At 36.6% G+C, this 24,199-nt stretch carries 28 protein-coding genes; 14 read left to right on the top strand and 14 right to left on the bottom strand.

Annotation, left to right across the window (positions count from 1 at the left end; all coding sequences use genetic code 11):
- The first annotated feature begins 38 nt into the window (after nt 1–38).
- On the top strand, nt 39–653 hold the full coding sequence (gene lexA / locus AC6F34_RS09955) for a transcriptional repressor LexA (RefSeq protein WP_500771584.1): 615 nt from the start codon (nt 39–41) through the stop codon (nt 651–653).
- Between the two features lie 67 nt (nt 654–720).
- On the opposite strand, the gene AC6F34_RS09950 is transcribed toward lexA, so the two are convergent.
- A complete protein-coding gene (locus tag AC6F34_RS09950) occupies nt 721–1,161 on the bottom strand; it encodes a hypothetical protein (RefSeq protein WP_500771582.1) in 441 nt (146 codons plus the stop codon).
- Between the two features lie 301 nt (nt 1,162–1,462).
- On the opposite strand from AC6F34_RS09950, the gene AC6F34_RS09945 reads away from it, so the two are divergent.
- Nucleotides 1,463–1,756 carry a DUF4257 domain-containing protein gene (locus AC6F34_RS09945; RefSeq protein WP_500771580.1) on the top strand — a complete coding sequence of 98 codons (294 nt, stop codon included), beginning with the start codon at nt 1,463–1,465 and terminating at the stop codon, nt 1,754–1,756.
- A 512-nt stretch (nt 1,757–2,268) separates the two neighbouring features.
- On the opposite strand, the gene AC6F34_RS09940 is transcribed toward AC6F34_RS09945, so the two are convergent.
- Complete coding sequence (locus tag AC6F34_RS09940) at nt 2,269–2,619, bottom strand: DUF4183 domain-containing protein (protein WP_500771578.1); 351 nt, start codon at nt 2,617–2,619, stop codon at nt 2,269–2,271.
- Nucleotides 2,620–2,769: 150 nt separating this feature from the next.
- Here AC6F34_RS09940 and AC6F34_RS09935 point away from each other — a divergent pair, with 150 nt between their 5' ends.
- Together AC6F34_RS09935 and AC6F34_RS09930 are read left to right on the top strand one after the other, a co-directional pair.
- Nucleotides 2,770–3,153 (top strand): DUF4183 domain-containing protein, encoded by a 384-nt coding sequence (locus AC6F34_RS09935; protein ID WP_500771576.1) that lies wholly within the window; start codon nt 2,770–2,772, stop codon nt 3,151–3,153.
- Between the two features lie 263 nt (nt 3,154–3,416).
- Nucleotides 3,417–3,803, top strand: a complete 387-nt coding sequence (locus AC6F34_RS09930) for a thiol-disulfide oxidoreductase DCC family protein (protein ID WP_500771574.1) — start codon at nt 3,417–3,419, stop codon at nt 3,801–3,803.
- Nucleotides 3,804–3,838: 35 nt separating this feature from the next.
- Here the strand turns inward: AC6F34_RS09930 and AC6F34_RS09925 are convergent, their stop codons facing one another.
- Nucleotides 3,839–4,135 (bottom strand): CotD family spore coat protein, encoded by a 297-nt coding sequence (locus AC6F34_RS09925; protein WP_500771572.1) that lies wholly within the window; start codon nt 4,133–4,135, stop codon nt 3,839–3,841.
- A gap of 197 nt (nt 4,136–4,332) precedes the next feature.
- Here AC6F34_RS09925 and AC6F34_RS09920 point away from each other — a divergent pair, with 197 nt between their 5' ends.
- The 3 genes from AC6F34_RS09920 to AC6F34_RS09910 are packed head-to-tail and all read left to right on the top strand — an operon-like array spanning nt 4,333 to nt 7,437.
- Nucleotides 4,333–4,884 (top strand): DUF4358 domain-containing protein, encoded by a 552-nt coding sequence (locus tag AC6F34_RS09920; RefSeq protein ID WP_500771570.1) that lies wholly within the window; start codon nt 4,333–4,335, stop codon nt 4,882–4,884.
- 18 nt (nt 4,885–4,902) lie between these two features.
- The gene (locus tag AC6F34_RS09915) at nt 4,903–6,297 is read left to right on the top strand and encodes an MBOAT family O-acyltransferase (RefSeq protein WP_500771568.1); all 1,395 of its coding nucleotides are present in this window, start codon (nt 4,903–4,905) and stop codon (nt 6,295–6,297) included.
- Between the two features lie 9 nt (nt 6,298–6,306).
- On the top strand, nt 6,307–7,437 hold the full coding sequence (locus tag AC6F34_RS09910) for a DHHW family protein (protein ID WP_500771566.1): 1,131 nt from the start codon (nt 6,307–6,309) through the stop codon (nt 7,435–7,437).
- A 219-nt stretch (nt 7,438–7,656) separates the two neighbouring features.
- On the opposite strand, the gene AC6F34_RS09905 is transcribed toward AC6F34_RS09910, so the two are convergent.
- From AC6F34_RS09905 to AC6F34_RS09895, 3 genes are all read right to left on the bottom strand, one after another.
- On the bottom strand, nt 7,657–8,214 hold the full coding sequence (locus AC6F34_RS09905; protein ID WP_500771564.1) for a CBO0543 family protein: 558 nt from the start codon (nt 8,212–8,214) through the stop codon (nt 7,657–7,659).
- 94 nt (nt 8,215–8,308) lie between these two features.
- On the bottom strand, nt 8,309–8,773 hold the full coding sequence (locus AC6F34_RS09900; RefSeq protein WP_500771562.1) for a GNAT family N-acetyltransferase: 465 nt from the start codon (nt 8,771–8,773) through the stop codon (nt 8,309–8,311).
- Between the two features lie 13 nt (nt 8,774–8,786).
- Nucleotides 8,787–9,503, bottom strand: a complete 717-nt coding sequence (locus AC6F34_RS09895; RefSeq protein ID WP_500771560.1) for a metallophosphoesterase family protein — start codon at nt 9,501–9,503, stop codon at nt 8,787–8,789.
- A 387-nt stretch (nt 9,504–9,890) separates the two neighbouring features.
- Here AC6F34_RS09895 and AC6F34_RS09890 point away from each other — a divergent pair, with 387 nt between their 5' ends.
- Together AC6F34_RS09890 and AC6F34_RS09885 are read left to right on the top strand one after the other, a co-directional pair.
- Nucleotides 9,891–10,154, top strand: coding sequence for an autorepressor SdpR family transcription factor (locus AC6F34_RS09890; RefSeq protein ID WP_500771558.1), 264 nt, complete (start codon nt 9,891–9,893; stop codon nt 10,152–10,154).
- 13 nt (nt 10,155–10,167) lie between these two features.
- The gene (locus AC6F34_RS09885) at nt 10,168–10,806 is read left to right on the top strand and encodes an SdpI family protein (protein ID WP_500771556.1); all 639 of its coding nucleotides are present in this window, start codon (nt 10,168–10,170) and stop codon (nt 10,804–10,806) included.
- Between the two features lie 337 nt (nt 10,807–11,143).
- Here the strand turns inward: AC6F34_RS09885 and AC6F34_RS09880 are convergent, their stop codons facing one another.
- Both AC6F34_RS09880 and AC6F34_RS09875 read right to left on the bottom strand, forming a co-directional pair.
- Nucleotides 11,144–12,715 carry an esterase/lipase family protein gene (locus tag AC6F34_RS09880; protein ID WP_500771554.1) on the bottom strand — a complete coding sequence of 524 codons (1,572 nt, stop codon included), beginning with the start codon at nt 12,713–12,715 and terminating at the stop codon, nt 11,144–11,146.
- A gap of 137 nt (nt 12,716–12,852) precedes the next feature.
- A complete protein-coding gene (locus AC6F34_RS09875) occupies nt 12,853–13,830 on the bottom strand; it encodes a carbohydrate kinase family protein (RefSeq protein WP_500771552.1) in 978 nt (325 codons plus the stop codon).
- A 142-nt stretch (nt 13,831–13,972) separates the two neighbouring features.
- On the opposite strand from AC6F34_RS09875, the gene AC6F34_RS09870 reads away from it, so the two are divergent.
- Genes AC6F34_RS09870 through AC6F34_RS09855 form a run of 4 tightly spaced genes read left to right on the top strand, consistent with a single transcriptional unit; the run spans nt 13,973 to nt 16,230 of the window.
- Nucleotides 13,973–14,434: a YrvL family regulatory protein gene (locus AC6F34_RS09870; RefSeq protein ID WP_500771550.1), complete on the top strand. Its 462-nt coding sequence runs from the start codon at nt 13,973–13,975 to the stop codon at nt 14,432–14,434.
- Nucleotides 14,435–14,487: 53 nt separating this feature from the next.
- Nucleotides 14,488–15,615, top strand: a complete 1,128-nt coding sequence (gene spoIIP / locus AC6F34_RS09865; protein ID WP_500771548.1) for a stage II sporulation protein P — start codon at nt 14,488–14,490, stop codon at nt 15,613–15,615.
- Nucleotides 15,612–15,773 carry a hypothetical protein gene (locus AC6F34_RS09860; RefSeq protein WP_500771546.1) on the top strand — a complete coding sequence of 54 codons (162 nt, stop codon included), beginning with the start codon at nt 15,612–15,614 and terminating at the stop codon, nt 15,771–15,773. The genes spoIIP and AC6F34_RS09860 overlap by 4 nt, the downstream gene beginning before the upstream one ends.
- Nucleotides 15,774–15,828: 55 nt before the next feature.
- Entirely contained in the window at nt 15,829–16,230 is a 402-nt protein-coding gene (locus tag AC6F34_RS09855) for a hypothetical protein (protein ID WP_500771544.1), read from the top strand.
- A gap of 32 nt (nt 16,231–16,262) precedes the next feature.
- Here AC6F34_RS09855 and AC6F34_RS09850 read toward each other — a convergent pair whose 3' ends face one another.
- From AC6F34_RS09850 to AC6F34_RS09825, 6 genes are all read right to left on the bottom strand, one after another.
- Nucleotides 16,263–17,720, bottom strand: a complete 1,458-nt coding sequence (locus tag AC6F34_RS09850) for a SulP family inorganic anion transporter (RefSeq protein WP_500771542.1) — start codon at nt 17,718–17,720, stop codon at nt 16,263–16,265.
- Nucleotides 17,721–18,232: 512 nt separating this feature from the next.
- On the bottom strand, nt 18,233–19,105 hold the full coding sequence (locus AC6F34_RS09845) for a proline iminopeptidase-family hydrolase (protein ID WP_500771540.1): 873 nt from the start codon (nt 19,103–19,105) through the stop codon (nt 18,233–18,235).
- A gap of 116 nt (nt 19,106–19,221) precedes the next feature.
- Nucleotides 19,222–20,487, bottom strand: coding sequence for a nucleotide sugar dehydrogenase (locus AC6F34_RS09840; protein ID WP_500771538.1), 1,266 nt, complete (start codon nt 20,485–20,487; stop codon nt 19,222–19,224).
- A 63-nt stretch (nt 20,488–20,550) separates the two neighbouring features.
- Nucleotides 20,551–21,249, bottom strand: coding sequence for an N-acetyltransferase (locus AC6F34_RS09835; protein ID WP_500771746.1), 699 nt, complete (start codon nt 21,247–21,249; stop codon nt 20,551–20,553).
- A gap of 14 nt (nt 21,250–21,263) precedes the next feature.
- Nucleotides 21,264–22,334 (bottom strand): Gfo/Idh/MocA family protein, encoded by a 1,071-nt coding sequence (locus tag AC6F34_RS09830; RefSeq protein ID WP_500771536.1) that lies wholly within the window; start codon nt 22,332–22,334, stop codon nt 21,264–21,266.
- A 3-nt stretch (nt 22,335–22,337) separates the two neighbouring features.
- Nucleotides 22,338–23,441, bottom strand: coding sequence for a DegT/DnrJ/EryC1/StrS family aminotransferase (locus AC6F34_RS09825; RefSeq protein ID WP_500771534.1), 1,104 nt, complete (start codon nt 23,439–23,441; stop codon nt 22,338–22,340).
- 167 nt (nt 23,442–23,608) lie between these two features.
- On the opposite strand from AC6F34_RS09825, the gene AC6F34_RS09820 reads away from it, so the two are divergent.
- Nucleotides 23,609–24,187, top strand: coding sequence for a class I SAM-dependent methyltransferase (locus AC6F34_RS09820; RefSeq protein ID WP_500771532.1), 579 nt, complete (start codon nt 23,609–23,611; stop codon nt 24,185–24,187).
- Nucleotides 24,188–24,199: the final 12 nt, after the last annotated feature.

The raw sequence follows: 24,199 nt of genomic DNA, 5'->3' as shown, positions 1-24,199 counted from the left end.
TAATCAAACAAAAGAACGACAAAAGGTGCGTGAATGATATGAAAATGTCAAAAAGACAAAAAGACATACTTGATTTTATTAAAGAAGAAGTGAAATTAAAGGGTTACCCACCGTCAGTGAGAGAAATCGGTGAAGCTGTTGGGTTAGCATCTAGTTCGACTGTACATGGCCATTTAGCTCGATTAGAAACTAAAGGGCTCATTCGGCGAGATCCTACTAAACCACGCGCAATTGAAATTTTAAGCATAGAAGAATCCATACCTAAAGTTCCGACAAGAAATGTACCTATCGTAGGTAAAGTTACTGCCGGACAACCTATAACTGCTGTTGAAAACGTTGAGGATTACTTCCCGCTTCCTGAATCAATGGCTGCAATGGATGAAAATGTATTTATGTTAGAAATTATGGGTGACAGTATGATTGAAGCTGGTATATTAGATGGAGATTACGTTATCGTAAAACAGCAAAGCACTGCTAATAATGGTGATATCGTTGTAGCAATGACAGATGAAGATGAGGCGACAGTAAAACGCTTTTTTAAAGAGCAAGGATACTTCCGACTTCAACCGGAAAACGCTACATTACAACCTATCATACTTAATCACGTAAGTATTCTAGGAAAAGTCATTGGAGTTTATCGAAATCTTCATTAACCTACTTAATAGATTAAGGCTGTCCAAAAAGTCCGGAAAGATGACTTTTTAGACAGCCTTTTTATTCTTATGAAATTTGATATGCTTGAGCACTAAAGCTCTCTGGACCAACACGGTTTATAACAAGTGATAGCCCTGATGGAACACTAATATATGCTTGGTACTCAACAAAACCTGTAGCAGGAACGTTAAAATCAGCACCTGAAAGCGATATAACGTTTTCAGAAACAACACCTAATCCGGCAATTTGCAGCGTTGGACTAGCTGAAAACACTGGTGTACTAATGCCATTTATAACACGTACAACCGTAATGTTAACAGTGCTCAATAATGTCAATGCCGCCGCAAATGCTGCTGAGAATTGAAACTGTGCAATAATTTGTCCAGTAGCAGCAGAAGTATTTAAACCTACCGTTGCAAATAAAGCAGGTGTCGTTGTCAACGGTATGGAAATTGAGTTTCCATAACTCGCATTCTGAGAAATCTTAGCATCTAACAAAGTCGTCAAATCTTCTCACCTCCATATAGTAAATAATATATTTTATGAGAAGAACGGATAATTGTTTGGACAAGTTCCTTAGCGTTTTAAAATCAAACGCTTACTACATATTTAGTTCGTAATGACGTAGCGTTATAGAAAAAGACATTTCCTTTTACAACCAAAATTAGGATTTAGTCCCTACTTTTAATGCTACAAAATCAATATATTTATCTATAGTAAAGTTTAAAATATTTAATATAATGATAATACACCATGTATCAACCTAGAGTCGCACCAAAAATCTCGGCTTTAGGAGTGTGAGGATGAATTGTATATTCAATTGTCTTTCGCTTTTTTGATTGGTGGTTTTGTAGGCGTTTGTGGACACTTACAAAAAAAGGGGAAATTGATTAAGCCTCGTAAAACGAAAAGATTTATCTACCTTGGATTTATTGAGGATATGATGATGGGAGCGTTAACTGCCATTATTCTAGTCATGTCAATGAACCCCTCAACTATGATGACAACCGTTCTAACTTCTATTATCGCTGGCCTTGGTGGAGAAGCGTTACTTTCTGGCCTTCACCAATTGAAGGTTCGCGGTAAAGATCATACTGAGTAAAAAGGGAGCGAAAGAAAGCGTAGTATACCGCTCACCTCCTCAGGCTGTTCTACATTGCAGCCTGAGGAATACTCTTTCTATTTTCGGGGACCCTCATTTTGTTTTTTTGATTAAATGACCACTCTCTTCGCCAGATATCCACTGTATATCCTCCTTGCATAGCATGATTATTGTCGCTTGCAGGAAGCTGTTTCCTTATATAATCTCTTAATAAGGTTGCCCATACTTCTTCTTGAATCTGTACCCCTTACTTTCATCGGACGTAAATTTAATAACCTCTATATAACTATTCATTACCTTTTTTAACGTAAATTTCTACATATGAAATCGAATATATCGTCTCTGAATGTCTTGTTCGTTCAATTGTTCTAATTGGAGACTGCAATTGTTGTTTTCATCACCATATGATCCTCTTCACATTTAGCTCGACTCTACAGTGTTTTGAATTTACAACATTCTTGCAAAATTGTATTTTGTACACAACAAAAAACTGGTTTTTTTGAAACCAGCTTTTAGAAAAGTACACTTTGCAATATGACCGGGGACCCTTTTAAAGGTGAGTCGCTTGTAAGCAATTGAATAAACCCTTTTCTAACTACATAGTTCTCCTTCGGCTGGAGTACCCCATTAATAAAAAGGTTCATATAGGAAACCGTTTTAGGATCAGGGATTGTATTTCCGACTGAATCCCCAACCGTGTCAATATCAGTGAAACAATATTGATTTCCTTTTGCAATTGCAAAAAACTCAATGACCGTAACTTGCTTCGGAATTCGGTAATATGAAGGTGGGGTTTTTACAGATGGGAGGGCTAAATAAGGTTTTGATCCCCCTGAACTCTTTAATTTTTTTGAGAATTTCAATGAAATCACCTAAACAATCGTATTCAATCTACTCTAACGTATGTTTTATAAGTCAAAATTGTGTTTGTCTATATGGCCCGTATACGATGTGCGTCTATACGGGCTATTTGCATGCTGAATAGGATAATTATAAAGAAAGGAGATAAAAAAATGCCATTACAGATTATGAAACTAGCGATCGTAGGAGCAGCTACATTAGAACTTTCTCCTACCGTTAGCCGCTTCTTTTATGAAGTAGCAACAGATGTCGTTGGTGCAGTGACATTAACAATTCCTGTTGTTGATTTCTGGGATGATACAGGAGCAGCAGCTACCGAGCTTCCGCCATTATCAGTAGAAAATAGTTATTACAATGTATTTATAAACGGAGTTCTGCAAATGGAAGACCTTCCAATTACGTACACGCCTGGAACTGCAGGAACTGGGCAATTAGAAATTAGCGTTCCTGCAGGAGACACTATTCTTGCAAGCTCCCCTCTTGTTTTAGTCGTAACAAACTTTGCTCCATCTGGTGATTTCACTTTAGAAACTTAGTTTAGTGCTGGAGTAAGCATGCTCAATTCTGAGATTGTAGACAAAGTCGATTTCACTTTGTCTACATGTTTTTTAAGAGGACTTATTAATAGTAAGTGAAACCTGCAGACTAACTTGAAAATGCTTGTCACGCTAGGCGTGCAGGAAGACAAATGAGGGGACTTTGATGCAAAACAACGATGTATGCTGGCGTTTGTCAAAAGTCTGCAAGTGAACCTGCTCACTACTTTTTTGTTATACTTAAAAAGAAGGAGTGATTCACGTTGAACATTATCCTATTTGACGGAGAATGCCACATTTGCAATAGCAGTGTACAGTTTATTTTGCAAAGAGATACGAAGGCAGTGTTTAAATTTGCCTCATTGGATAGTGAAATCGGTCAAAAACTCCTTAAAGACTACAACATTCCATCTGAAGTAGATAGTTTGATTGTACTTGAAGAAGATCACTATTACTTAAAATCAACGGCTGCACTTCGAATATGTAAACAGTTGGACGGTAGCTGGAAGCTATTTTATGGACTTGTTTTACTACCTGCAACCATTCGTGACTTTTTCTATGACATCTTTGCAAAAAACAGATATAAACTGTTTAGAAAAAAAGCAGCATGTCGAATTCCAACACCGGAAGAAAGAAAAAGATTCCTTTAGAATCGAAAAAAACTGCCCCTTGGGCAGTTTTTTCATTAGAATAAGCGGAATGGACGGCAGTTAGAGTTATCGTTTACGTTTGATCCACAATTGAAGTTTTCTTCAACTACTTCGTTCACATTGCGAACCTCAACCGGAAAGAAGTGCTCATTTCGAACGATTGTACGGTTTACATTAATGATCTCTTTAGGGTGAATATGGCGAACTGTCTTAACTTTTGTATGTGTTCTCACTTCTGTTTCAGTTGGGCTAACCACTGTTCTTACATCATCACGTTTTCGCTTATGATGACCTCCGCCACAGCCACGGCAGCCTTGACCCATGAATCCCATGAAAATTTCCTCCTTTATAAGTTTCACTACACTACATCCTATGTACAAACAAGTAAACTTGTCCTAGACATAAGAACATTTATATGAGATTAGGCGATTTATAGTCATATATATAAGTTTGTTTAAAAGCTTGTAACATTTATCAATTTGTGCCGTCTTATTATATGCAACGTACATAAAATTTGGAGGCAGAAAAAATGAAAAAATTAAAAGTTGTTCTTATTCTTTCTTTATTCAGCATGCTCTTAGTTGCATGTAGCAATTCTACAAATGATGTAGCAAATGATGTCGCCGTTAGTGACATTGTTGAAAAAATGAAGGAAGAAATCATTGTGCTTTTAAAAGAAGAAGGTATTGAAGAAGCGGAATTCGATGGAATGCCAATGGGTTATTATGAAGCAAACTTATTATCTGAGTCAGAAGAAGAGCAAATGTTTAATGGGCTATTAATTGAAAACATGGAGTTAGACCTTGAATTACTAGAAGAGGGTATGGTCTTAGCAGCTGCGATGAATATTAATTCAGATCAAATCATTGTATTAAAAGCAAAGGATGAAGAAGGGATAGATCCTTTAAAAAAGAGCCTTGAAAAAGCATTAGCAGCTCAAGAACAAATTTGGTCTCAATATTTGCCTGGCCAGTACGATAAAGTTCAAGAAAATAAAATTGTCGTTAAAGGAAACTACTTATTATATGTAACATATGAAGACCCACAAGCAATGGTCGACATATTTGAAGAATCCTTATAATCATTTGGACGTGACAATATGTTATTTAGCTCACTAGTCTTTTTACTTTTGTTTCTCCCCTTTACATTGTTCATCTATTATATAGGTCCAAGAAAATGGAGAAATGGTATACTGCTCGCCGCAAGCCTTGTTTTTTATGCTTGGGGCGAGCCTGTTTATATTCTTTTAATGATCTTCTCAAGCTTAACTGATTATATTCATGGAATCGTAATTGGTAAAAATAAGAAAACGAACCCTTTTAAAGCAAAACTTGCATTGATTTCTTCTGTTATTATTAATCTTTTAATTCTATCTTTTTTTAAATACGCAGATTTTTTAATTGAAACGGTTAATCAACTATTCAATCAAAATGTAGCAACTTTAGAATTACCACTACCAATTGGGATTTCCTTTTATACGTTTCAGACGATGTCCTATATCTTTGACGTATACAGAGGACATGTTGAACCACAAAAAAATCCTGTCGCTTTAGCTACATATGTCTGTCTATTCCCACAGCTAGTAGCTGGACCGATCGTACGATATGAAAAAATAGCGCATCAACTATTGAATCGAAAATGGAATATGGAACAATTCACTGAAGGAATTTCCCTTTTTTGTATCGGACTCGGAAAGAAAGTTCTCCTTGCAAATAATATTGGTTTTGTGGCAGATACTTTTACACAACAATCCGCAAGTGATTCGACAACACTTGGTGCATGGATTGGGATAATCGCCTTCTCTTTTCAGATTTACTTTGACTTTAGTGGCTATAGTGATATGGCAATCGGTCTTGGAAAAATGTTCGGTTTTGATTTCCCTAAAAATTTTCATTATCCTTATATCGCTCGAAGCGCAACAGAGTTTTGGCGCCGCTGGCATATGACGCTTGGGGCTTGGTTCCGTGATTATGTGTACATTCCGCTCGGTGGCAATCAAACTGGCTTCTGGAAATGGATTCGAAATTTAATTATCGTTTGGTTTTTAACTGGACTTTGGCATGGAGCTAGTTGGAATTTTGTCATATGGGGGTTGTATTTTGGTCTATTAGTTGCCGTCGAAAAAAAATTCTTACTAGGACTATTGAACAAACTTCCTTCATTTTTCAGTCATTTGTATTTAATAATCGCAGTCTTGTTTAGCTTTGTAATCTTTTATTTTGAGGATTTACATGAGATGGCTTCATACTTTGCGGTAATGCTCGGGCAAGGTGAATTCTCTAACGATATTGTGCTTTATTTTGCTTATACCAATATAATATTACTGCTCACATGTACTATTTGTTCTCTGCCATTATACGAATGGATTAAGAAAAACATAGATGAAAAACAGTCACAACTAATGATGAAATTTTTTTCCTTGCTGCTTTTACTAATGTCAATCGCATATTTAGTAGATGCATCTTATAACCCATTTCTATATTTTCGATTTTAGGAGGAGCCGATGTTTATGAAGATCATTCAAAAACTTTATATCTTCTGTTTCATCGCAATTCTTCTTACAATAGGAGGATTCACACTGTTAACAGAGGATACTGTTTTTTCTGATAATGAAAACCGTTACTTAGCTCAAGCTCCATCCGTTTCATTTGCGAACATACTAAGCGGAACCTATATGAAAGATTTTGAGACTTATATACAAGATCAGACGTTTGGAAAAGACTATTGGTTGAAGAGTAAAACATTTGCAGAACAACTACGTGGTCAGAGAGAAAACAATGGGGTTTTTTTTGGAAAGGAAGATTTTTTGCTTCAATCCTTTACATTAAATGAAGAACAATTAAGGAAGAACATTACTGCTCTTAACAAGTTTAATCAAAATCATCCTAAAGTTTCTACCTACCTCTTATTAGCACCAACGAGTAGCACAATTTATCAGGATTATTTGCCAAAGTATGCTCCATCCATGTCAGAGGAAGACGTTCATTCTTATATTCAATCAAAAGTAGACTCTAACATCCAGTTGTTCTTCCCTTATGAACCATTAAAAATGAAAAAAGATGAAGCACTTTACTTTCGAACGGATCATCATTGGACGATGCGTGGAGCGTACTATGCATATATAGATTTTGTCGAACAGTTATCTATTGAGCCCTTCCCGATTGAAGCATTTGACATCGAAACAGTATCAACTTCTTTTTTAGGGACACTTCACTCAAAGGCAAATCCTGTTCATTCCATTCCAGATGCTATTGAAGTGTTCCATCCGCATTTTCAAGTCCAATATGAGGTGGAATATCCTGATTTACAACAGCAGAGCAACTCACTTTATGAATGGGGTTTTTTGGAGCATAAAGATCAATATCAGCTATTTCTAAATGGAAATCAGAGAATAGTACGCATAAAGTCTAATGTTCCTAATGAACGAAAGTTGTTAGTGATTAAAGATTCATATGCCCATGCCTTTGTTCCTTTTTTAGCAAATCACTTCTCAGAAATTGATATGATTGACTTGCGTTATTTTAGAGAAAACGTGAATACGTATATTCATGAAAACGAGTTTAGTGAAGTGTTGTTCTTATACAATCTTCCGAACTTTACGGAAGACCGTAGCATTGTAAGCATACAATTTTAGTTTTTCACCGATGTAGCTGCATGAGATAAAATGTATACAAAACCTATATCCGCTTTTGTCTATATTTTTCTTTATCTACCGGGAAAAACTCCTCAAAATCAGAAACCGCTTGTCACGTTTTCTTCGGAAGACTCGAATAGGGCAATGTGAGGGAACGAATTGAGACAATTTACTTCATCTACGAGCATTTCAATAGTCTAGGTGAAATAAACTGCTCGCCTATTCTTTTCGACCCTTTAACCAAATAAAGAAGTTGGTTAAAATGATTGAAAATAAGAAAAAACCAACATGAGATAGAAATAAATGAAAATAATTTGACCCATCATGCAGTTTCAAAAAATCAAAGTAAACTATAATTGGTTTAAAAATAAACCCTAATAACAAAGCCAATAGTATTCCGTATGGCCAAAATCGCTTCTTTCGAAACAATGTCCATTGATACGTTAACATGTACAATACAGGAACTAAAGAAGCATCTAAAGTAACACTAGGTAAATAAGGCGTAAGATCGTGGGGATATTCCCATAACCCATTGCGAAGTCCAATAATATTCACATATGCGAACCATAAATGATAATTAAGCCCAAAGAATAACACTTGAAACATATATTCTTTTTTCAAATATAGGACTAATAAAAGCAAAGGTAAAAAAAAGGCAATAAATTGCACCCAAAACTGCCATGTATGAAAACTAGAATATTCAGTCCAATATTCTAGCTGTAATTTTGTGATTTCTTTGAATAGATCTCGAATTTGTTCAAGCTTCTCTTCATTCATCGTCTAACAACCTTTACAATAGAAAATCTTTGCATAGCTCTCTTACCTTGCCCACAAGCAAAAAAAATATTCATGAGAAAAGCCGTCTTATTATTTAAGACGGCAGTGTCATTTTAAAAACAATCATATCGAGTGCTTGGATATCATTTTCAAAGATTGGATCTGGATATTGCAGGAAGAAGTCGTGAATTATCGTTGAAAAGCGAAAGCCTACCTTCTGATAAAAAGCAATATTTTCTATGCTAGAGTTTGCTGTACCAACAATCATACTTCGATACGCGTTCTTGTAATTATTTATTGCATTTTGAATGATGGCTTTTCCATATCCATTCCCTCTCATTTCTGGGATGAGTGCTATATTCTTTAACTCAATGGTTTGTTGTTCTTTTTCGATGAATAATGCAACACCAATCAATTCTGACCCTTTATATACTATAAAAAGATCCCCTTGATTTATGTAGCTTCTTACGATTTCTTCACTTTCGTCTGCTAACAACAATAGCCGTAAGAAAGGTTTTCTTTCATTTGTAGAAATTTTCTTAAAAGTTAATTTAATCATATTTTTTACCACTCTATACTTTATAGGTTTGGATGATGTCTCCATTCCGGTCAATGACTAAGCCATTTAATTGTCCACCATATACAGATCCACCATCAATATTGACAAAGGTTTTACATGGGCTTACCCAAACATCACACCTCTTGTCCTCATGTAATCCCATTGTTGGAGTATGTCCATATACAATTATCTTACCGGTTTTGTTTGGGTGATTCCAAGTCCCACGAATCCAGACCATATCAAAAAGGTCCGTTTCCTTCCATTGATCCAATTCTGGATTGAAGCCAGCGTGTACAAATACAACTTCCCCAAACTCTTCAAAATAAGGGAGCTCGTTTAAGAAAATGTATTCTGCTTCACTTCTTTTCATTACCTTTTGTGCACGTTTTATGTAATCATCCCCCGACCCATGTTCTCCTCTTAAAAAGGCAAGTGTCGTTTGATCTCCACCATTTTTATAATACCGGTTCCCATAATGATCGTTCGGTTCGCGAAGAAAGTCTAGGAGCATTTGTTCATGGTTCCCGCGAATAATCGTTACTTGTTCACCATATTCCTCTTTTAATGCCATTGCTTTTTGGACAACCTCTAGCGAATGCGGGCCACGATCGATCATATCTCCCAAAAGAATTAACTTCATCGTTTCACGATCCCAGAATTCAAGTAATTGTAGCAATTGTTCGTATTGTCCATGGATATCACTTATGACGAACGCTTTGTTGTATGCCATGTCTCCAACTCCATTAGTTTTAATATTCACTCATTTTATCAAAATTACATAGGTTTTACCATGTATATGTATCCTCTCCATTACTCTTTCAACATACAGAGTTTGCTGTAAGAAAATTCCCATTTTTTTAACTTGTTCATTCTTGATCAGGAGATACTCTTTGGGGAATTGAATAAAGACTTGGGATAGCTAGATTTACTTTACAGCGATAAAACCAAATGTCGATGCAAGTCAACTGCAAGTTGGACAGTATAAGTCCGACTAACCACCTTGAATTTATGAGAAAAATATATTTTTAACTTTACAACTTTACATTTAAACCATATAATGTAATTAAGTAATTACTTAATTAACTAAATAATAAAACAGGGGGTGCCCATCATTTCCATGAACCAAGTATTTAAAGCTCTTTCTGACCCGACTAGACGAGAGATTCTCGAAATTCTAAAAGACAAAGATTTAACTGCTGGTGAAATATCAGATCACTTTCAAATGTCTAAGCCTAGTGTATCGCAACATCTATCTGTCTTAAAAACAGCTGAACTTGTACAATCTGAAAAAAAGGGTCAGTATGTGATCTATTCTCTAAACACTACCGTATTCCAGGAATTTTTAGGATGGACGATGGGCTTTATTAAAAATGAAAAATAGGAGGAAACAGACGATGAAAAAACATATTTTTCCACTAATCATCATTGCACTTTCCATTCTCTTATGGAGTATGACATTTAATCAATTGCCATCTGAAATCCCAATTCATTGGGATATTAATGGAGTACCAGATCGTTATACGAGCAAAGCTGCTGCTGCAATCTTATTAAATGGACTTTTAATAGGGATGTACCTATTCTTTCTTATTCTTCCAAAGATTGATCCTAAAGGGGAGAATTACGAAAAATTCCAACGAACTTATACAATTTTGATTCCTGGTATGCTTTTGCTCTTCCTGTTCATTAGTGGTTTAACAATCGCTTATTCACTTGGATTTGAATTAAATATGACTTTCGTTATATCTATATTAATTGGCTTTTTATTTCTGTTTTTTGGAAATTATATGCCTACAATCAAACATAATTGGTTTATCGGCATAAGAACTCCTTGGACAATAAGCAATGAAACAGTCTGGAAAAAAACACATCGACTTGGTGGCAAGATTTTTATCCTAGCAGGCGTATTGTTTATTCTATCAGCATTCTTGTCTAATACACTGCACCTAGTTCTCTTTATTACCATAATTGTTTTGTTAGTTTTAGTTCCATCCGTTTATTCATTTATACTATTTAAAAAATTAGGTGGTAACTAAAAGCAACAAATACCTTGTCTACGTAATTCTTACTCAACATCCTACTTTGTTAGCGCAACTTAAAGTATTAGTAAAAAGGTGTGGTTGCCCACACCTTTGAGGTTGTAGACAAAGTCGATTCCCGACTTTGTCTACATATTTTATAAGAGGACTTATTAATAATAGATGAACCGTCAGACTGTCTTGAAAACGCTTGTCAGACTAGGAATGCAGTCAAGTGAAGACCCGAATAGAACACACGGTTCATGAGGGGACGAACTTGACAAACAACGACGTATGCATGCGTTTGTCAACAGTCTGAAAGGTGTGGTTGCCCACACCTTTTTGTATTTAAAATTTAATCAATATAAACCGAACGGATAATCGTCCTCTTAACTACTTCACCTACCTGTGTCTTCCCTTCAATCTGAATCGAGATGTTATAGACTCCTGAAGTTGACACCTTTGGAAGCTTTGCAATAACTTGATCGTTCGATAGCTTTTGTATAGAAACTGGAGTGGTCAAGGATTGACCCTTCTGATTGATCATATCAATCTTATAGGTAATTCCTTGAACATGTGAAGGCTCCTTAATTGAAAACATTCCAGCCCCTTGCTGCACTACACCTTTCATTGCAAACACAAACGGTCGTGTATCTTCATATTGAACCGTGAATAAATAAGCATCCTTGCTGTTCGCTGTAAATGCGATTGTCCATTCTCCTTCTTCATAAGGAAGATTTGTAAACGAAGTACCAATCGCTCCACCAAAGAAAGAATCTTGTTCATTTAACAATTGACCTTTCGATGTAAAAACAGCTCCACTTGGAGATATCAGTTCTACTTTTGTTTCACTTGAAGCTGTATAAACAGTTAATGCATTTACCGCTTCATCACTAACTGTAAATGTTTGTTTAACTGCTTTTTGTGGGGCCAGCTCCCCACCATGTATATAAAACGAATCATTCGTTACAATCTCACTATTTCTACTAATTGAATCTGATGACGCTGCTGTCGAGCCAACTGATGCTGTTCGTAAATGCGGTTCAATGCGAGAAAAAACAGCTGATCCTACACGAATACGGTCATGATCCAATGCAGAATCAGTAAATAGATGCGTTCCATTCGGCAGCCTTGTGCTCCAATCATTGACTAAACCATCATTGGCTCCATGAGTACCTAAGTATTGACCACCTAGCCATAGCGCTGAAAATGTTGGTCCGCGGTTCGTCCCAGAAACAGTATAATATTTATTCCGACTTGCATTGCTATGAACATCAGTCACTTGCCTGAAACGAGCCATTTCACCCACTTGTAAGGAATAAGTGCCATCATCCTTTTGACCAAGAAGTGAGCCTAGCCAGCCTGCCCATGAGCTATAAGCTAAATCGGCTAGATGTGAGCCATGATGCGGAGAACCAAGTGTAATTACCCTGCCAACATATTGATGGGCACCATAATGAATCAATGCTGCTTGTGTATCTGGCCCCCCTTTACTATGCGCAACTATATTCAGTTTCTGTCCTCCAAAATGAAGACTAATATCACGAAGCAAAGATGCAAGCATTTCACCATTGGCGTATTGGTGTGCAGATCCATTCCCTGCAGCATCATGTAACTGGACAAAAACAGTCTGATATCCAGCTTCATATGCTTTCGTGTACATATCATTTACACCGTGATACTCTGTTTCACCATACCAGCTTGTTGAGCTACCATTTTTCCCTTGAACAAATACAATCGGCGGCCTTGACGACTGATAGTTTGGTGGACGCTCGCCAAGAAACCAAACTCCTGGGGTGAAGCGCTCACCTGGTGGTTTAAGCTTACCTTGTGTTTCAGATTGAGCAAGGGACGTACTTGGAATCAATAAAGATAAAATGAATAAGACAGCTAAACTAATCATCGATACCTTCTTCAACGCTATCATCTCCTCCTTAATGGAACCGTTTTCACTACCCCTATATGTTTTATGCTCATGAAACGCACTTTTTCACCAGTAAATAAAAACACGTAAAAACAACTACGGTTCGTTGGCTTTACGTGAGTCTTATGGTTTGATTAACACTAATTTCTATGCGGATTTTCCCACATATTTACTTGTGCTCTCGTTGGCAATGAATCAATCGCCCCTTGTCCTGTCGTTGTTATTGCCCCACATTCATTGGCAAACTTGATCATCTCTTCTCCATACACATCGATAATTTCAGTTAGCGTTTCAACCGTAGTCTTCTTTTCCATTAATGCAAAGAGCAAGCCTCCTATAAAAGCATCTCCTGCCCCAGTGGTGTCAACAACATCCACTTCATGTCCTTGAAGAGAGACTTTTTTGCCATTCCAATAAAGTGTTGCTCCTCTATCTCCTCTTGTTAAAGCAATTGCCTGAACGTTACCTTTGAATAGAGATTGAATCGCCTCCTCTTCTTCCATCGAAGGACAAATCAGTGGAAGTTCATCATCTGCCACTTTTAATAGATTCGCTTTAGGAATAAACGTCCTAATGGTCTCAACGCATTGTTTGGGGTCATTCCATAACGGCAAACGAATATTTGGATCAAAGCTAATCATGACACCTTGTTCCTTGGCATATTGAATCGCTCTTTCATGAGCATCTTTCATTGGACTTTCAACTAAATCCACTGAGCAAAAGTGAAGGATGTCTCCTGATTGAAACCATTCTTTTTCTATATGTTTTGCCTCATATAATAAATCCGCAGATGGTTTTCGATAAAAAGAGAAATCACGTTCACCTGTCTTTGTTAATGACACAAAAGCTAAACTCGTATTTGCATGTGTTGTTCTACGAATTTTATCCGTATGTACTCCTACTTTTACTAGTTCATCGATTATGTAATCTCCAAAAGCATCCATACCAAGCTGAGTGATCAATGATGCCACGCCACCAAGCTTTGCAACAGCAGCTGCTACATTGGCCGGGGCTCCACCTGCCACTCTTTTAAATTGCTCCACTTCCTTTAATGCACATCCCTTATTAAGCGGAACGAAATCAATTAAAGCTTCTCCGATTGAAAAAACAGTTCCCATATTCTATGCATCTCCCCATCTCCCTTTTGTGCTCTCATTATATAACCTCACGAATGATAAGTCATCGCAATAAAAAATTCTATATTTTTCTAATCAATTCCTTTACTATTAAACTATACATAATTAGATGAGGTGAGCATTGTTGGACAACAACAAGAACTTCAAAGAAGAATCAACAAGTACAAAAATCGTTGTCATTGTATCAATGACATTGCTGATGATTTTTGCAATAGGCTTTACATTTGGCTTATTTTATTTTGGTTTTGCCGGCATATTTAAACTTTTAGGAGTCCAATATGATTCATTCTGGTCCCTTTTTATGTTTGTCATCGGCTATTTCATTTTGGGTTTAGTCGGTGATTTATTAATAAAGGCATTTCGCATGATTATGAAACTTCGTGCTGTCTATTCCATTCGTAAACAGCAACTCTATTTTTTCCTTTTTTCTTTCCTCGTAAACTGGGGAATATTATCACTTCTAAATGCAAATATGAACTCTGTTTCACTCCACTTATATACGATGGTGATTATAGCCTTAATTCTAGCCACTTTGGATCTCGTATTTGATGATAAGAAGGACAAATCTGACGAGAAAGAAGAATAATCAGGTCTATCAAATCTCTTCCTTTCATAGCTTTTAATAGGAGGAGATTTTTCATGGAAAAATCATTAAGACAATCGATCATTGTATATATCAATTCAACGATCTTAAGTGTGTTCTTTATCATTATTCTTGCAGCTGTGATTACGTCTACCTTCACTACGAACTTTAACTCAAACACGATTTCCTCTGTCACTAGGGATACAAAAACAAATGAACTTTTTCTCATGCTACTAAAGAGTGGAAATCAAGCGTTTATCCCTGAAGATGCTGTCCAAGATTTTACAACAAGCGGATTTTTATTTAAGGTTGCAGCTAGTATTCAACCTGAAGACCCACGGACCTTTTTAGGTCGAGAAATGCCAGGTTTTTCATTTTTCGATAGCAAACTTCATATCGCTGGTGAAGGAACAGATTATACGAATATGCCAATTGAAACGATACCTGATTTAGAAGATCTCATGAAGGAAGAAGAGCCCGCTGAGCCATTACCGCCAATTGTGGATGAAGTACCAATAGATGAAAGCACACCATCTTCGGTTTATATTTATCATACACATTCGTGGGAGTCTTACTTACCATTATTGCCTGGTGTAGAGGAACCAGATGCCGCGACAAGCAATAACAATCAATTGAACATCGTATCTGTAGGTGCAAAGCTAAAGCAAGAGCTAGCAACAAAAGGAGTTCGAGCTGAGCATAACGATATGAATATGACAGAAAGCCTTCATCAGAACGGCTTAAATGCAAACCATGCATACCAGCATGTACGGCAATTCGTACAAGAGACCATTGCCAATTTAAATGAGCTAAATTATGTGATAGATATTCATCGAGATAGTTTCCGCAAAGAGGAAACAACCACAACAATTAATGGTCAAAACTATGCTAGATTCTTTTTCGTTGTTGGAAAAGAAAATGGGAATTATGGTGAAAACTTAATTCTTGCTGAGCAACTGCACCATGCACTGGAGGCGAACTACCCTGGCATTAGCCGTGGAATCTCGATTAAAGACAAAAGTATGGGCAATGGGGTTTATAACCAAGATTTACATGAGCGCTCCATTTTACTAGAGGTTGGTGGAGTAGATAATAATCGTGATGAAATCAATAGGGCAATACAAGCGTTTAGTGAGGTGTTCAGTGAGTATTATTGGAAACAGAAAGATGCAGAAGAACAATGATCTCAAAAAAATTAGAACCGATCATTTGGTTGATGGTTACTACAATTACAACAGCCCTCTCCTTCTATATTTTCCACTGGGCAATGACATGCTCATTCTTTATTGCTGGGCTTATAATCGCGACTTATACATTTATACAAGAAGAGATTCGTTCATAACGGGTTTCTTTTTTTTTACTTTTCAGTATAATAGAATAAGTGTAGGAGGAGAATTATGGGACGACAAGAAAAAAGACATACTCCAGCCATTTTTGCAAAACTAACTGTTTTCGTAACAGTTGTCTCGACATTGTATGCAATTGGTACACTAATGACATTTAGCAATCCCCATATAATGATCGAAGAAATCTATTATGAAGATAGAGCATTGAATATGATAGGAACTTCATCAAAAAATTACGGAGCATATAGTCATATCAATCAACACTTTGGTGAGGACGATACCTTATATCTTGATTTCAAGTATAGTTACATAGGTAGGAATGATGCGAATATTGATTTTGAATCAACCATTCACTTTGGTTATCATAAAGTTGACAAAGTCTTTATTAAAGGAAAAGGAAAATCTTCAGACCGACTTATATGGGAAGCATCTTCAGTTGTAAAAAAAGAGTAAGTCGAGATTACCTCAACTTACTCTTTATCGTATTATTGACTAGATCCGCTATTCATCTCGTTCATCGATTCTAGTAATTTAGAACTCTCCTTGTTTAAACCGATAAATGACACAGAAATACCTTTTAATGCAAATTTTGATTCTAGCTTTTCAATCGCTCCTAAAGCTGAATCATCCCAAATTTGACTTTGAGTAAGATCAATCACTACCTGTTCGATCACTTCTTCAGTGTTAATTCGTGCCAAGAATTCAGATGTTGAAGCAAAAAACAATGGGCCACGTACTTGATACATTCTTACTTCTTCATCTTCACTTCTAGTTGAAGATACTTGTACCTTCGAAAGCTTTGCTGCAAAAAAGATCATACTTAGCAATACTCCAGCAAGCACACCGTATGCTAGATTATGAGTAATGACAACTGTTCCAACCGTTACAATCATGACAAATGCATCTGTTCTTGGCAGTCGATGAATGTAACGAACTGAGCGCCAATCAAGCGTACTAAACGCAATCATGATCATGACTCCAGCTAACGCTGCCATTGGAATTTGCACGACAATGTTTCCTAAGACAAGAATTAAAAACATAAGGAAAATTCCAGCAACGAGCGAAGATAGGCGTCCTCTTCCACCTGACTTCACATTCACAACAGATTGTCCAATTAACGCACAGCCTGCCATCCCACCAAAGCAACCAGCAACAATGTTCGCGATTCCTTGTCCACGGCTCTCCTTGTTCTTGTTACTCTCAGTATTTGTCATATCATCAAGAATACTAGCCGTTAACAATGATTCTAATAGCCCAACAATCGCTAGCGCTAAAGAATATGGTAGGATAATCATGAATGTTTCAAATGTGAGTGGAATATTCGGTAATGCAAACATTGGTAGCGTTTGAGTAAACTGGCCCATATCCCCGACAGTCCGTACACCAACATTAAAAATCATAACAATTCCAGTAACAACTACAATCGCTACTAAAGCTGATGGAACTGCCTTCGTAATTTTTGGAAACACATAAATAATCAATAAAGTTAAAGCAACAAGTCCGTACATCACTGATGCTTCACCTACAAAATGTTGAAGCTGTGAAGTGAAAATCAAAATTGCTAACGCATTCACAAATCCTGCCATGACAGACCTCGGAATAAAATTCATATAACGCGCAAGCTTAAACACTCCAAATAATATTTGAAGTACCCCTGTTAAAATTGTTGCAGATAATAAGTACTCTAGACCATGCTGTGAAACTAAAGTAATCATAAGTAGCGCCATCGCCCCAGTTGCACCAGATATCATTCCTGATCTACCTCCGACAAACGCTGTGACAATCGCAATACAAAACGAAGCATACAATCCAACCATAGGATCTACGCCAGCAATTACCGAGAAAGCAATAGCCTCTGGAATCATGGCCAAAGCAACTACTATTCCTGAAAGGATATCTCCCCTAACATTTCCAAACCACTGACCTTTTACACTTTCTATCATTCTTCCAAACCTTCCTTTAAGTATATTTCTTGATGACCTTCGACTCTCACAAAAGTCACTATTGGAAGGAAAAACAAACGAATTACATCTGGCATTTATAGGAGATACTTAAATTTATTATAATAATTAAGATTACCCACAAGTTGATCAGATGCTTTCGTTTAATCTATGTAATCAATAATATATAAATTTCAAGAAACTACTATAATAATTTATAACAAATGAACATTTGATACAAGATAAAAAAGAAGCACTCATGAAGAGTGCGACGCGTTGATGTAATATTCTTCGTCTGCTTTGGTTGTATTTCAATCCACGCACTCATGAAGAGTGCGACAGCACTTAATTTAAAGCCTTTCATATCAATGCTTTAAATAGCCTAAAGTGCGAATATATTTCAATAGTACTAATAAATTGATAATTTTTCCACCCGAAACCGTATAACCACTCTAATATTAAAAGGTGCGAACCCTCTAGTCATTTTATGTGAGCTTAGGGTTCGCACCTTTTAATTAATGATCATTATTAATTAAGAAGTCACGCATTGTTTTTTCATATTCTGCTGGTTCTTCAATGTAAGGCATATGAGCACTGTTTTCGAATACATGATACTCAGCATTTGGTGTGAGAGAAGCAAAATATTTTGTAGATTTTGGTGTTGCTTCATCGTAGTGACCACAAGTATACAATGAAGGAATGTGAATTCTATGTAAGTCTTTCGTGCAATCAAACTCTTTCAAGTTCCCCGTTACATGAAATTCAGAGGGCCCCCACATTGTGTTGTACACTTCTGTTCCTCGATATTTTCTCCCCTCTTTTAAATAGGCAGGCATTGGATCTAATCTACAAACAAATCGCTTATTAAATTCAGCTGTAGCGGCCGCATATTGTTCAGAATCCGTTTGACCGTTTTCTTCACATTCTTTTAATACTCTTTGAACTTCAATTGGAAGGAGCTTTCTATTTTCCTCTTGATCATCTGCCCACAGTGGAGCACTTAAGCAAGGGCTCGAAAAAATCACGCTTTTAACTCCTGTTTGATTGTTTAATAAATAGGCAGCTGCCAAAGTCGTTCCCCAAGAATGTCCGAGAATATGTACTTCATCTAGTCCAAGACCGTCCCTTACCTGTTGAAGCTCCTCAACAAATCGATCCAGCTTCCATAAAGATGTGTCAGATGGTCGATCTGACTTCCCACACCCTAATTGATCATAAAATATAACCGGGCGATCTTTTGCCAGTACATCTAGTACTTGCATTGACCAATGGGAAGAACCTGGTCCACCATGTAATACAAGGACAGGAACCCCTTCTTTTCCCTCATCTACTTTCTTATACCATACCTTTCCACCTGTTACTTCAATATATCCTTCTTTTACTGTCATCATGATTACCTCCAGTTCAACTTCCAGTTTATCATGAGAAGATTTGATTATCGACTGCTTCATTCATTGATTACACAAAAAAAGAAGGTTGAATTCTCCTTCATCAGTTAATCACCTTATAATCGATAAACATGTGGATAGGTCTCTTTGAAACAATTTCTCGTATCAAAGATAACAGAAGCATTCTCTAGTAGAAGTTGATAGTTCAAACGATCATGATTCGTTCCAATAACAGCGCAATCATATTGCGATAAATTCATTTCATTTATTTCTCTACTTATATATATAACACCATCTATGCATATCTCATTAATCAACGGGTCATGGAAATCCACCTGATAACCGATTTCAACTAGATGTTTGATCAATGAGATCGATTTAGATTCCCTGACATCATTCACATTCTTTTTATAAGCAACTCCTATAATTAGGATGTGTGGTTGAAATATATTCATATTTTTCATTAACTCTTGTATTCTAGTGGAAATGTACATCGGTTGTTCATCATCAATTTTTTTTGCAAGATTGATAAAAGATAAGACGATACCTTCTTTTTCCGCCTTCCACTTCAGATAGATCGGATCTACGGGTATACAATGACCACCAATACCTGGACCCGGTGAATAGGGTGTGAATCCAAATGGTTTTGTACTAGCAGCTTCAATTACTTCCCATACATCTATTCCAATGCTGTGACAGAGACGTGCAATTTCATTCATAAAAGAAATATTGATAAATCGTTGAGTATTTTCGAGTAACTTTGCCATCTCTGCAATATTTGGAGCTTTCACAGGAACTAAAGTATCAAATACTTTACTATAGACATTCTTCACCTTTTCTAGACATTCTTCAGTGATCCCACTAATGATTTTAGGAATTGATTGTATTGTATAGGAATTTCCTGGATCAATCCTTTCTGGTGAAAAACCTAAATATATGTCTTTCCCAACCACTAATCCGCTACTTTCTACGTAAGGCTGTAGCAATTCCTCCGTTGTCCCAGGGTACGTTGAACTCTCTAAAATAATCACTTGCCCATTGGTCAAAATAGGTAGAATTGAATCCATTGCATTCTGAATAAATTCGAGATTTGGTTCACTATCTTGTTTTAAAGGTGTTGGTACACAGATAATTATGACCTCAACATTTTTTAAAGACCAATGAACATTTGTTGCGCAAAAACGTTGTGATTTCTTCATTTCGAGGATCTCAACATCTTTTATCATAGGTAAATAAGAACGATTCTCCTCTAAATCATGAAGTTTATTTTTATCAACATCAACTCCTATTACACGAAAGTGATGCTGAACAAACAATTGAGCTAAGGGTAGTCCAACATAACCTAAACCGATAATCCCGATTGTACCATTCAAAGTGTCCACCTCTGTTTCTCTTGTTGCTCTTTTAACATATGAAGGTTGAAACAGCTAAGTGATAATAGCCAATTATTTAATTAATTTTTTTGCAGGGTTTCCAATATGCGTTTCGTTAGCAGGAATATCTTTTGTTACGACGGATCCAGCGCCAATAACTGCATAAGCTCCAATGATGAGATTAGGTAATAGAGTAGCATTATTGCCAATTTTCGCACCTCTTCTAATGGTTGGACCAGTATAGCGCCCATTCCCACTCCCCATAAATTTGTCATTGGACATAGAGCAACATGGACCAATAAACACTTCATTCTCAATTACCGTATCTGCCGTAATGTATGAAGCAGTTTGGATTGTAACATACTCACCGATTGTTGTATTCGGTTCAATCATAACCTGTCTACCAATAATCGAATACTGACCAATTTCTACCTGCTCACGAATACTTGCGTGATCTGCAATAAATACACCTTTATGAAGTAGGGAACCTCGGTAAAGGGTTACTTGATTACCGATTATTGACTCTTCATTAATGATTAAACTGTCTAACTTCTTTCTCGGTTTTCTTGCCATCTTTTTATTAGAGGAAGGCACTTTTCCTAAAGTGACAAAATCCCCGATTGAGACATGATGATGAATAACTGTACCCTCTTTAATTACACAATGATGACCAATGTCTACTTCATTCCCGATAACTACATTTTCTTCAATCACCACATACTCACCAATGGATGATCCTTCCCCGATCTTCACACTCTCATGTATACTCACTCTATTCACCCCCTCTACCTCCTATCTAACCCTTCCATTTCAGTTGTGGTAAAAGAAGGAAGCGGGAGAGTTATTTCTTTATTATTTTGAGAAGAAGAATAAAATGCAAAGATTGTCTCCAGCGACTTTAATGCTTCTTTTCCATCTACAATCAGTTCCGGTATCTGCCCAGTTATCGTTTGATGAATATTCTTAAACATCGTGCTATGCTCATCTCGCTCTGATACTTTTTCTAAGAACTCTCTCCGTATTTCATCATTCATTTCAGCTATTTCAAAGCGCACGACTTTATCTAATTGAACTCCTTCCAAAATAATTGTACCTTTTTCAGCGAATAATCTTAGTGCGTAACTTTGATTGTTAGGGTATGTGATGATGTTTGCATCAATCAATCCTTTTGAACCATTTCTAAAGGTCACTATTCCTAAAGCAATATCTTCAGTTTGCTTATGAGTTCGGACATTTACAAAATCACCATACACTTTTGCTACATCCCCCATAAACCAAAGCAATAAATCTATAACATGAATTCCTTGATTTATTAACATTCCTCCATCTTCTTTCCAAGTACCTCTCCAAGGCGCCTCAGCAAAGTACTTCTCTGATCTTTGAATGTACATAGAAACTGCTCCATAATAGATGTTCCCTAGCATACCAGTCTCAATTAACTTCTTAATTTCCATCATAATTAAGCGATAACGAATTTGATGTCCAACAAAAAGATAGCAGTTTTGATTCGTTGCAAGATTGATTAATTCGTGAGATTCGTGGAGTGATAGGCTGAGAGGTTTTTCGACAAGAACATGCTTCTTCCTCTTAAGCGCATGTTTCGCGATCGGTGCATGAAGATGAGAGGATGTAACAATGACCACAAGATCAATATCATCAATCCAGAGAAGCTTTTCATAGTCAGTATGCATTGAAACAGGATAGTTATTTCCTTCTCTAATTAATGACTGAAGCAAACTCATCCTTGTAAATGACAGATCACTAATTGCCACAATCAAAAATTGCTCTAACATTTGAATCGTTTTTACATGCTTCTCTGCCATTCTTCCGCAGCCTATGATACCAATCCGAATCATGGTTTATCGCCCCTTTTTAAAAACACTTAATACACGAATGATTTCCTGCTGTTCAGGTTCAGTTAAGTTCGGATGCATTGGTAGTGCTAGCAAACGTTTCGCCTTTTCTTCTGCAATTGGAAAATCACCCTTTTTATACCCTAAATGGCCGTAGACAGGTTGTAAATGTAGAGGAAGTGGATAATATGATCCAACAGAAACACCATTTTCCTCCATGTGTAGCGTTAAGGTTTTCTTTTCCTCATGCTCAATGGAATAAATGTGAAAAACATGTGATCGTTTTTCACCCCTATAAGGGATAGATACTCCTTCGATTTTTGATAGATCGTCGTAATTTTCGGCAATTTGTATCCTCTTCTCATTCCACAGATCAATGTACTTTAAAGAAATACGCAAGATTGCGGCATGGATTTCATCAAGACGACTGTTGTATCCTATTTCATCATGATGATACTTCTTATAAGAACCATGATGCCTTAACTTTTTCATCCGCTCTGCAAGTTTAGGATTGTGAGTAACCATTAACCCACCGTCTCCGATAGTGGATAGATTCTTAGTCGGGAAAAAAGAAAAGCATCCAATGTCACCAAATGTTCCTAATTTCTTTCCGTTATTTTCAGCACCAAATGATTGACAGGCGTCTTCTATAATAAAAAGATTGTGTTTACGTGCTAATCGTAAGACTTGTTCGATCGAGCAAGTTTGCCCAAACAAATGAACAGGTATAATCGCTTTCGTTTTTGAGGTGATCCGCTCTTCTATTTTTGTAACATCAATTGTGTAGGTAGCTGGATCAATATCAACAAAAACAGGCACTGCACGCACTCGTGAAATGGCTTCTGCAGTCGCAAAAAAAGTAAATGGCGTTGTAATCACTTCATCTCCATCCCTAATATCAAGTGCTTGTAATGCGATGACTAGGGCATCCGTGCCATTTCCAACTGAAACGGAGTAAGAAGTATTCAAATACGTACAAACCTCCCTTTCAAAGAGGTGTACCTCTTCTCCTAAAATATAATTCCCAGATGTAATCACTCGTTCAATAGCACGGATCAGTTCATCTTGTAATCCATAAAACTGCCTTTGTATGTGGACTAAAGGTATCATCAAAGACCCTCTTTTCTGATTGCAGGTTTAATTAACATATATGTAGGAAGCGCCAATATATACATCCAATTAGATACTAGTGATTTTTTAACAAAGTATCACGTTTTTTATTTAGAAAGCATAAATTACTGATAGCCCATAGTTTCTATTTTAAAGGAGGATTCATAGTGGAAAAAGATGACATATATTATGATATTGTGTACAAACAAGGTGGATTCAACAAGATGTATCATAAACACTATGAACATAGCATTTATTATTCCATTTGGTTGAAAGCTGTTAGCTTATTACGGAAAGAAAACAATCCTAAAATCATTGATATTGGATGTGGTGTTGGTCAATTTGCGAACTTGCTGTTTGATGAAGGTTTCTTACAATACAAAGGTCTTGATTTTAGCTCAGAGGCGATCGCCATTGCTAAAAGTGTAAATCCAACTTATGAAGATTGCTTCTTGATTGATAACGTATATACTACAGATTTATTTAAAGAAGACTATAATGTAGTCATTTTGTTTGAAGTGCTTGAACATTTAACAAATGATCTAGAGGTGCTTAAAAAGGTAAGAAAAGGCTCAACTGTCCTACTAAGTGTACCGAACTTCGATGATGCAAGTCATGTTCGCTATTTTAATACTGATCGTGAGGTAGCCAAAAGATATGAAGAGCTTCTCACCATTAATCAATTGCTTACCTTTCCTTTAAATGGTGGTAACAAGATCTTCTTGTGTGAATCAATACGAAAGTAACTATTCTTTCAT

The sequence above is a fragment of the Niallia sp. CD-39 genome (assembly GCF_059874745.1).
Note: the sequence above shows the minus strand (reverse complement) of the source record. Positions and strands in the feature narration are given on the sequence as shown.

Excerpts from the sequence above, each read along its gene's own strand:
- AC6F34_RS09880 (WP_500771554.1), bottom strand. The coding sequence starts at position 12,715 with ATGATAGCGTTGAAGAAGGTATCGATGATTAGTTTAGCTGTCTTATTC.
- AC6F34_RS09905 (WP_500771564.1), bottom strand. The coding sequence starts at position 8,214 with ATGAATGAAGAGAAGCTTGAACAAATTCGAGATCTATTCAAAGAAATC.
- AC6F34_RS09900 (WP_500771562.1), bottom strand. The coding sequence starts at position 8,773 with ATGATTAAATTAACTTTTAAGAAAATTTCTACAAATGAAAGAAAACCT.
- AC6F34_RS09895 (WP_500771560.1), bottom strand. The coding sequence starts at position 9,503 with ATGGCATACAACAAAGCGTTCGTCATAAGTGATATCCATGGACAATAC.
- AC6F34_RS09925 (WP_500771572.1), bottom strand. The coding sequence starts at position 4,135 with ATGGGATTCATGGGTCAAGGCTGCCGTGGCTGTGGCGGAGGTCATCAT.
- AC6F34_RS09875 (WP_500771552.1), bottom strand. The coding sequence starts at position 13,830 with ATGGGAACTGTTTTTTCAATCGGAGAAGCTTTAATTGATTTCGTTCCG.
- AC6F34_RS09885 (WP_500771556.1), top strand. The coding sequence starts at position 10,168 with ATGAAAAAACATATTTTTCCACTAATCATCATTGCACTTTCCATTCTC.
- AC6F34_RS09860 (WP_500771546.1), top strand. The coding sequence starts at position 15,612 with ATGATCTCAAAAAAATTAGAACCGATCATTTGGTTGATGGTTACTACA.
- AC6F34_RS09830 (WP_500771536.1), bottom strand. The coding sequence starts at position 22,334 with ATGATTCGGATTGGTATCATAGGCTGCGGAAGAATGGCAGAGAAGCAT.
- AC6F34_RS09850 (WP_500771542.1), bottom strand. The coding sequence starts at position 17,720 with ATGATAGAAAGTGTAAAAGGTCAGTGGTTTGGAAATGTTAGGGGAGAT.
- AC6F34_RS09935 (WP_500771576.1), top strand. The coding sequence starts at position 2,770 with ATGCCATTACAGATTATGAAACTAGCGATCGTAGGAGCAGCTACATTA.
- lexA (WP_500771584.1), top strand. The coding sequence starts at position 39 with ATGAAAATGTCAAAAAGACAAAAAGACATACTTGATTTTATTAAAGAA.
- AC6F34_RS09910 (WP_500771566.1), top strand. The coding sequence starts at position 6,307 with ATGTTTATGAAGATCATTCAAAAACTTTATATCTTCTGTTTCATCGCA.
- AC6F34_RS09915 (WP_500771568.1), top strand. The coding sequence starts at position 4,903 with ATGTTATTTAGCTCACTAGTCTTTTTACTTTTGTTTCTCCCCTTTACA.
- AC6F34_RS09920 (WP_500771570.1), top strand. The coding sequence starts at position 4,333 with ATGAAAAAATTAAAAGTTGTTCTTATTCTTTCTTTATTCAGCATGCTC.
- AC6F34_RS09890 (WP_500771558.1), top strand. The coding sequence starts at position 9,891 with ATGAACCAAGTATTTAAAGCTCTTTCTGACCCGACTAGACGAGAGATT.
- AC6F34_RS09825 (WP_500771534.1), bottom strand. The coding sequence starts at position 23,441 with ATGATACCTTTAGTCCACATACAAAGGCAGTTTTATGGATTACAAGAT.
- spoIIP (WP_500771548.1), top strand. The coding sequence starts at position 14,488 with ATGGAAAAATCATTAAGACAATCGATCATTGTATATATCAATTCAACG.
- AC6F34_RS09845 (WP_500771540.1), bottom strand. The coding sequence starts at position 19,105 with ATGACAGTAAAAGAAGGATATATTGAAGTAACAGGTGGAAAGGTATGG.
- AC6F34_RS09855 (WP_500771544.1), top strand. The coding sequence starts at position 15,829 with ATGGGACGACAAGAAAAAAGACATACTCCAGCCATTTTTGCAAAACTA.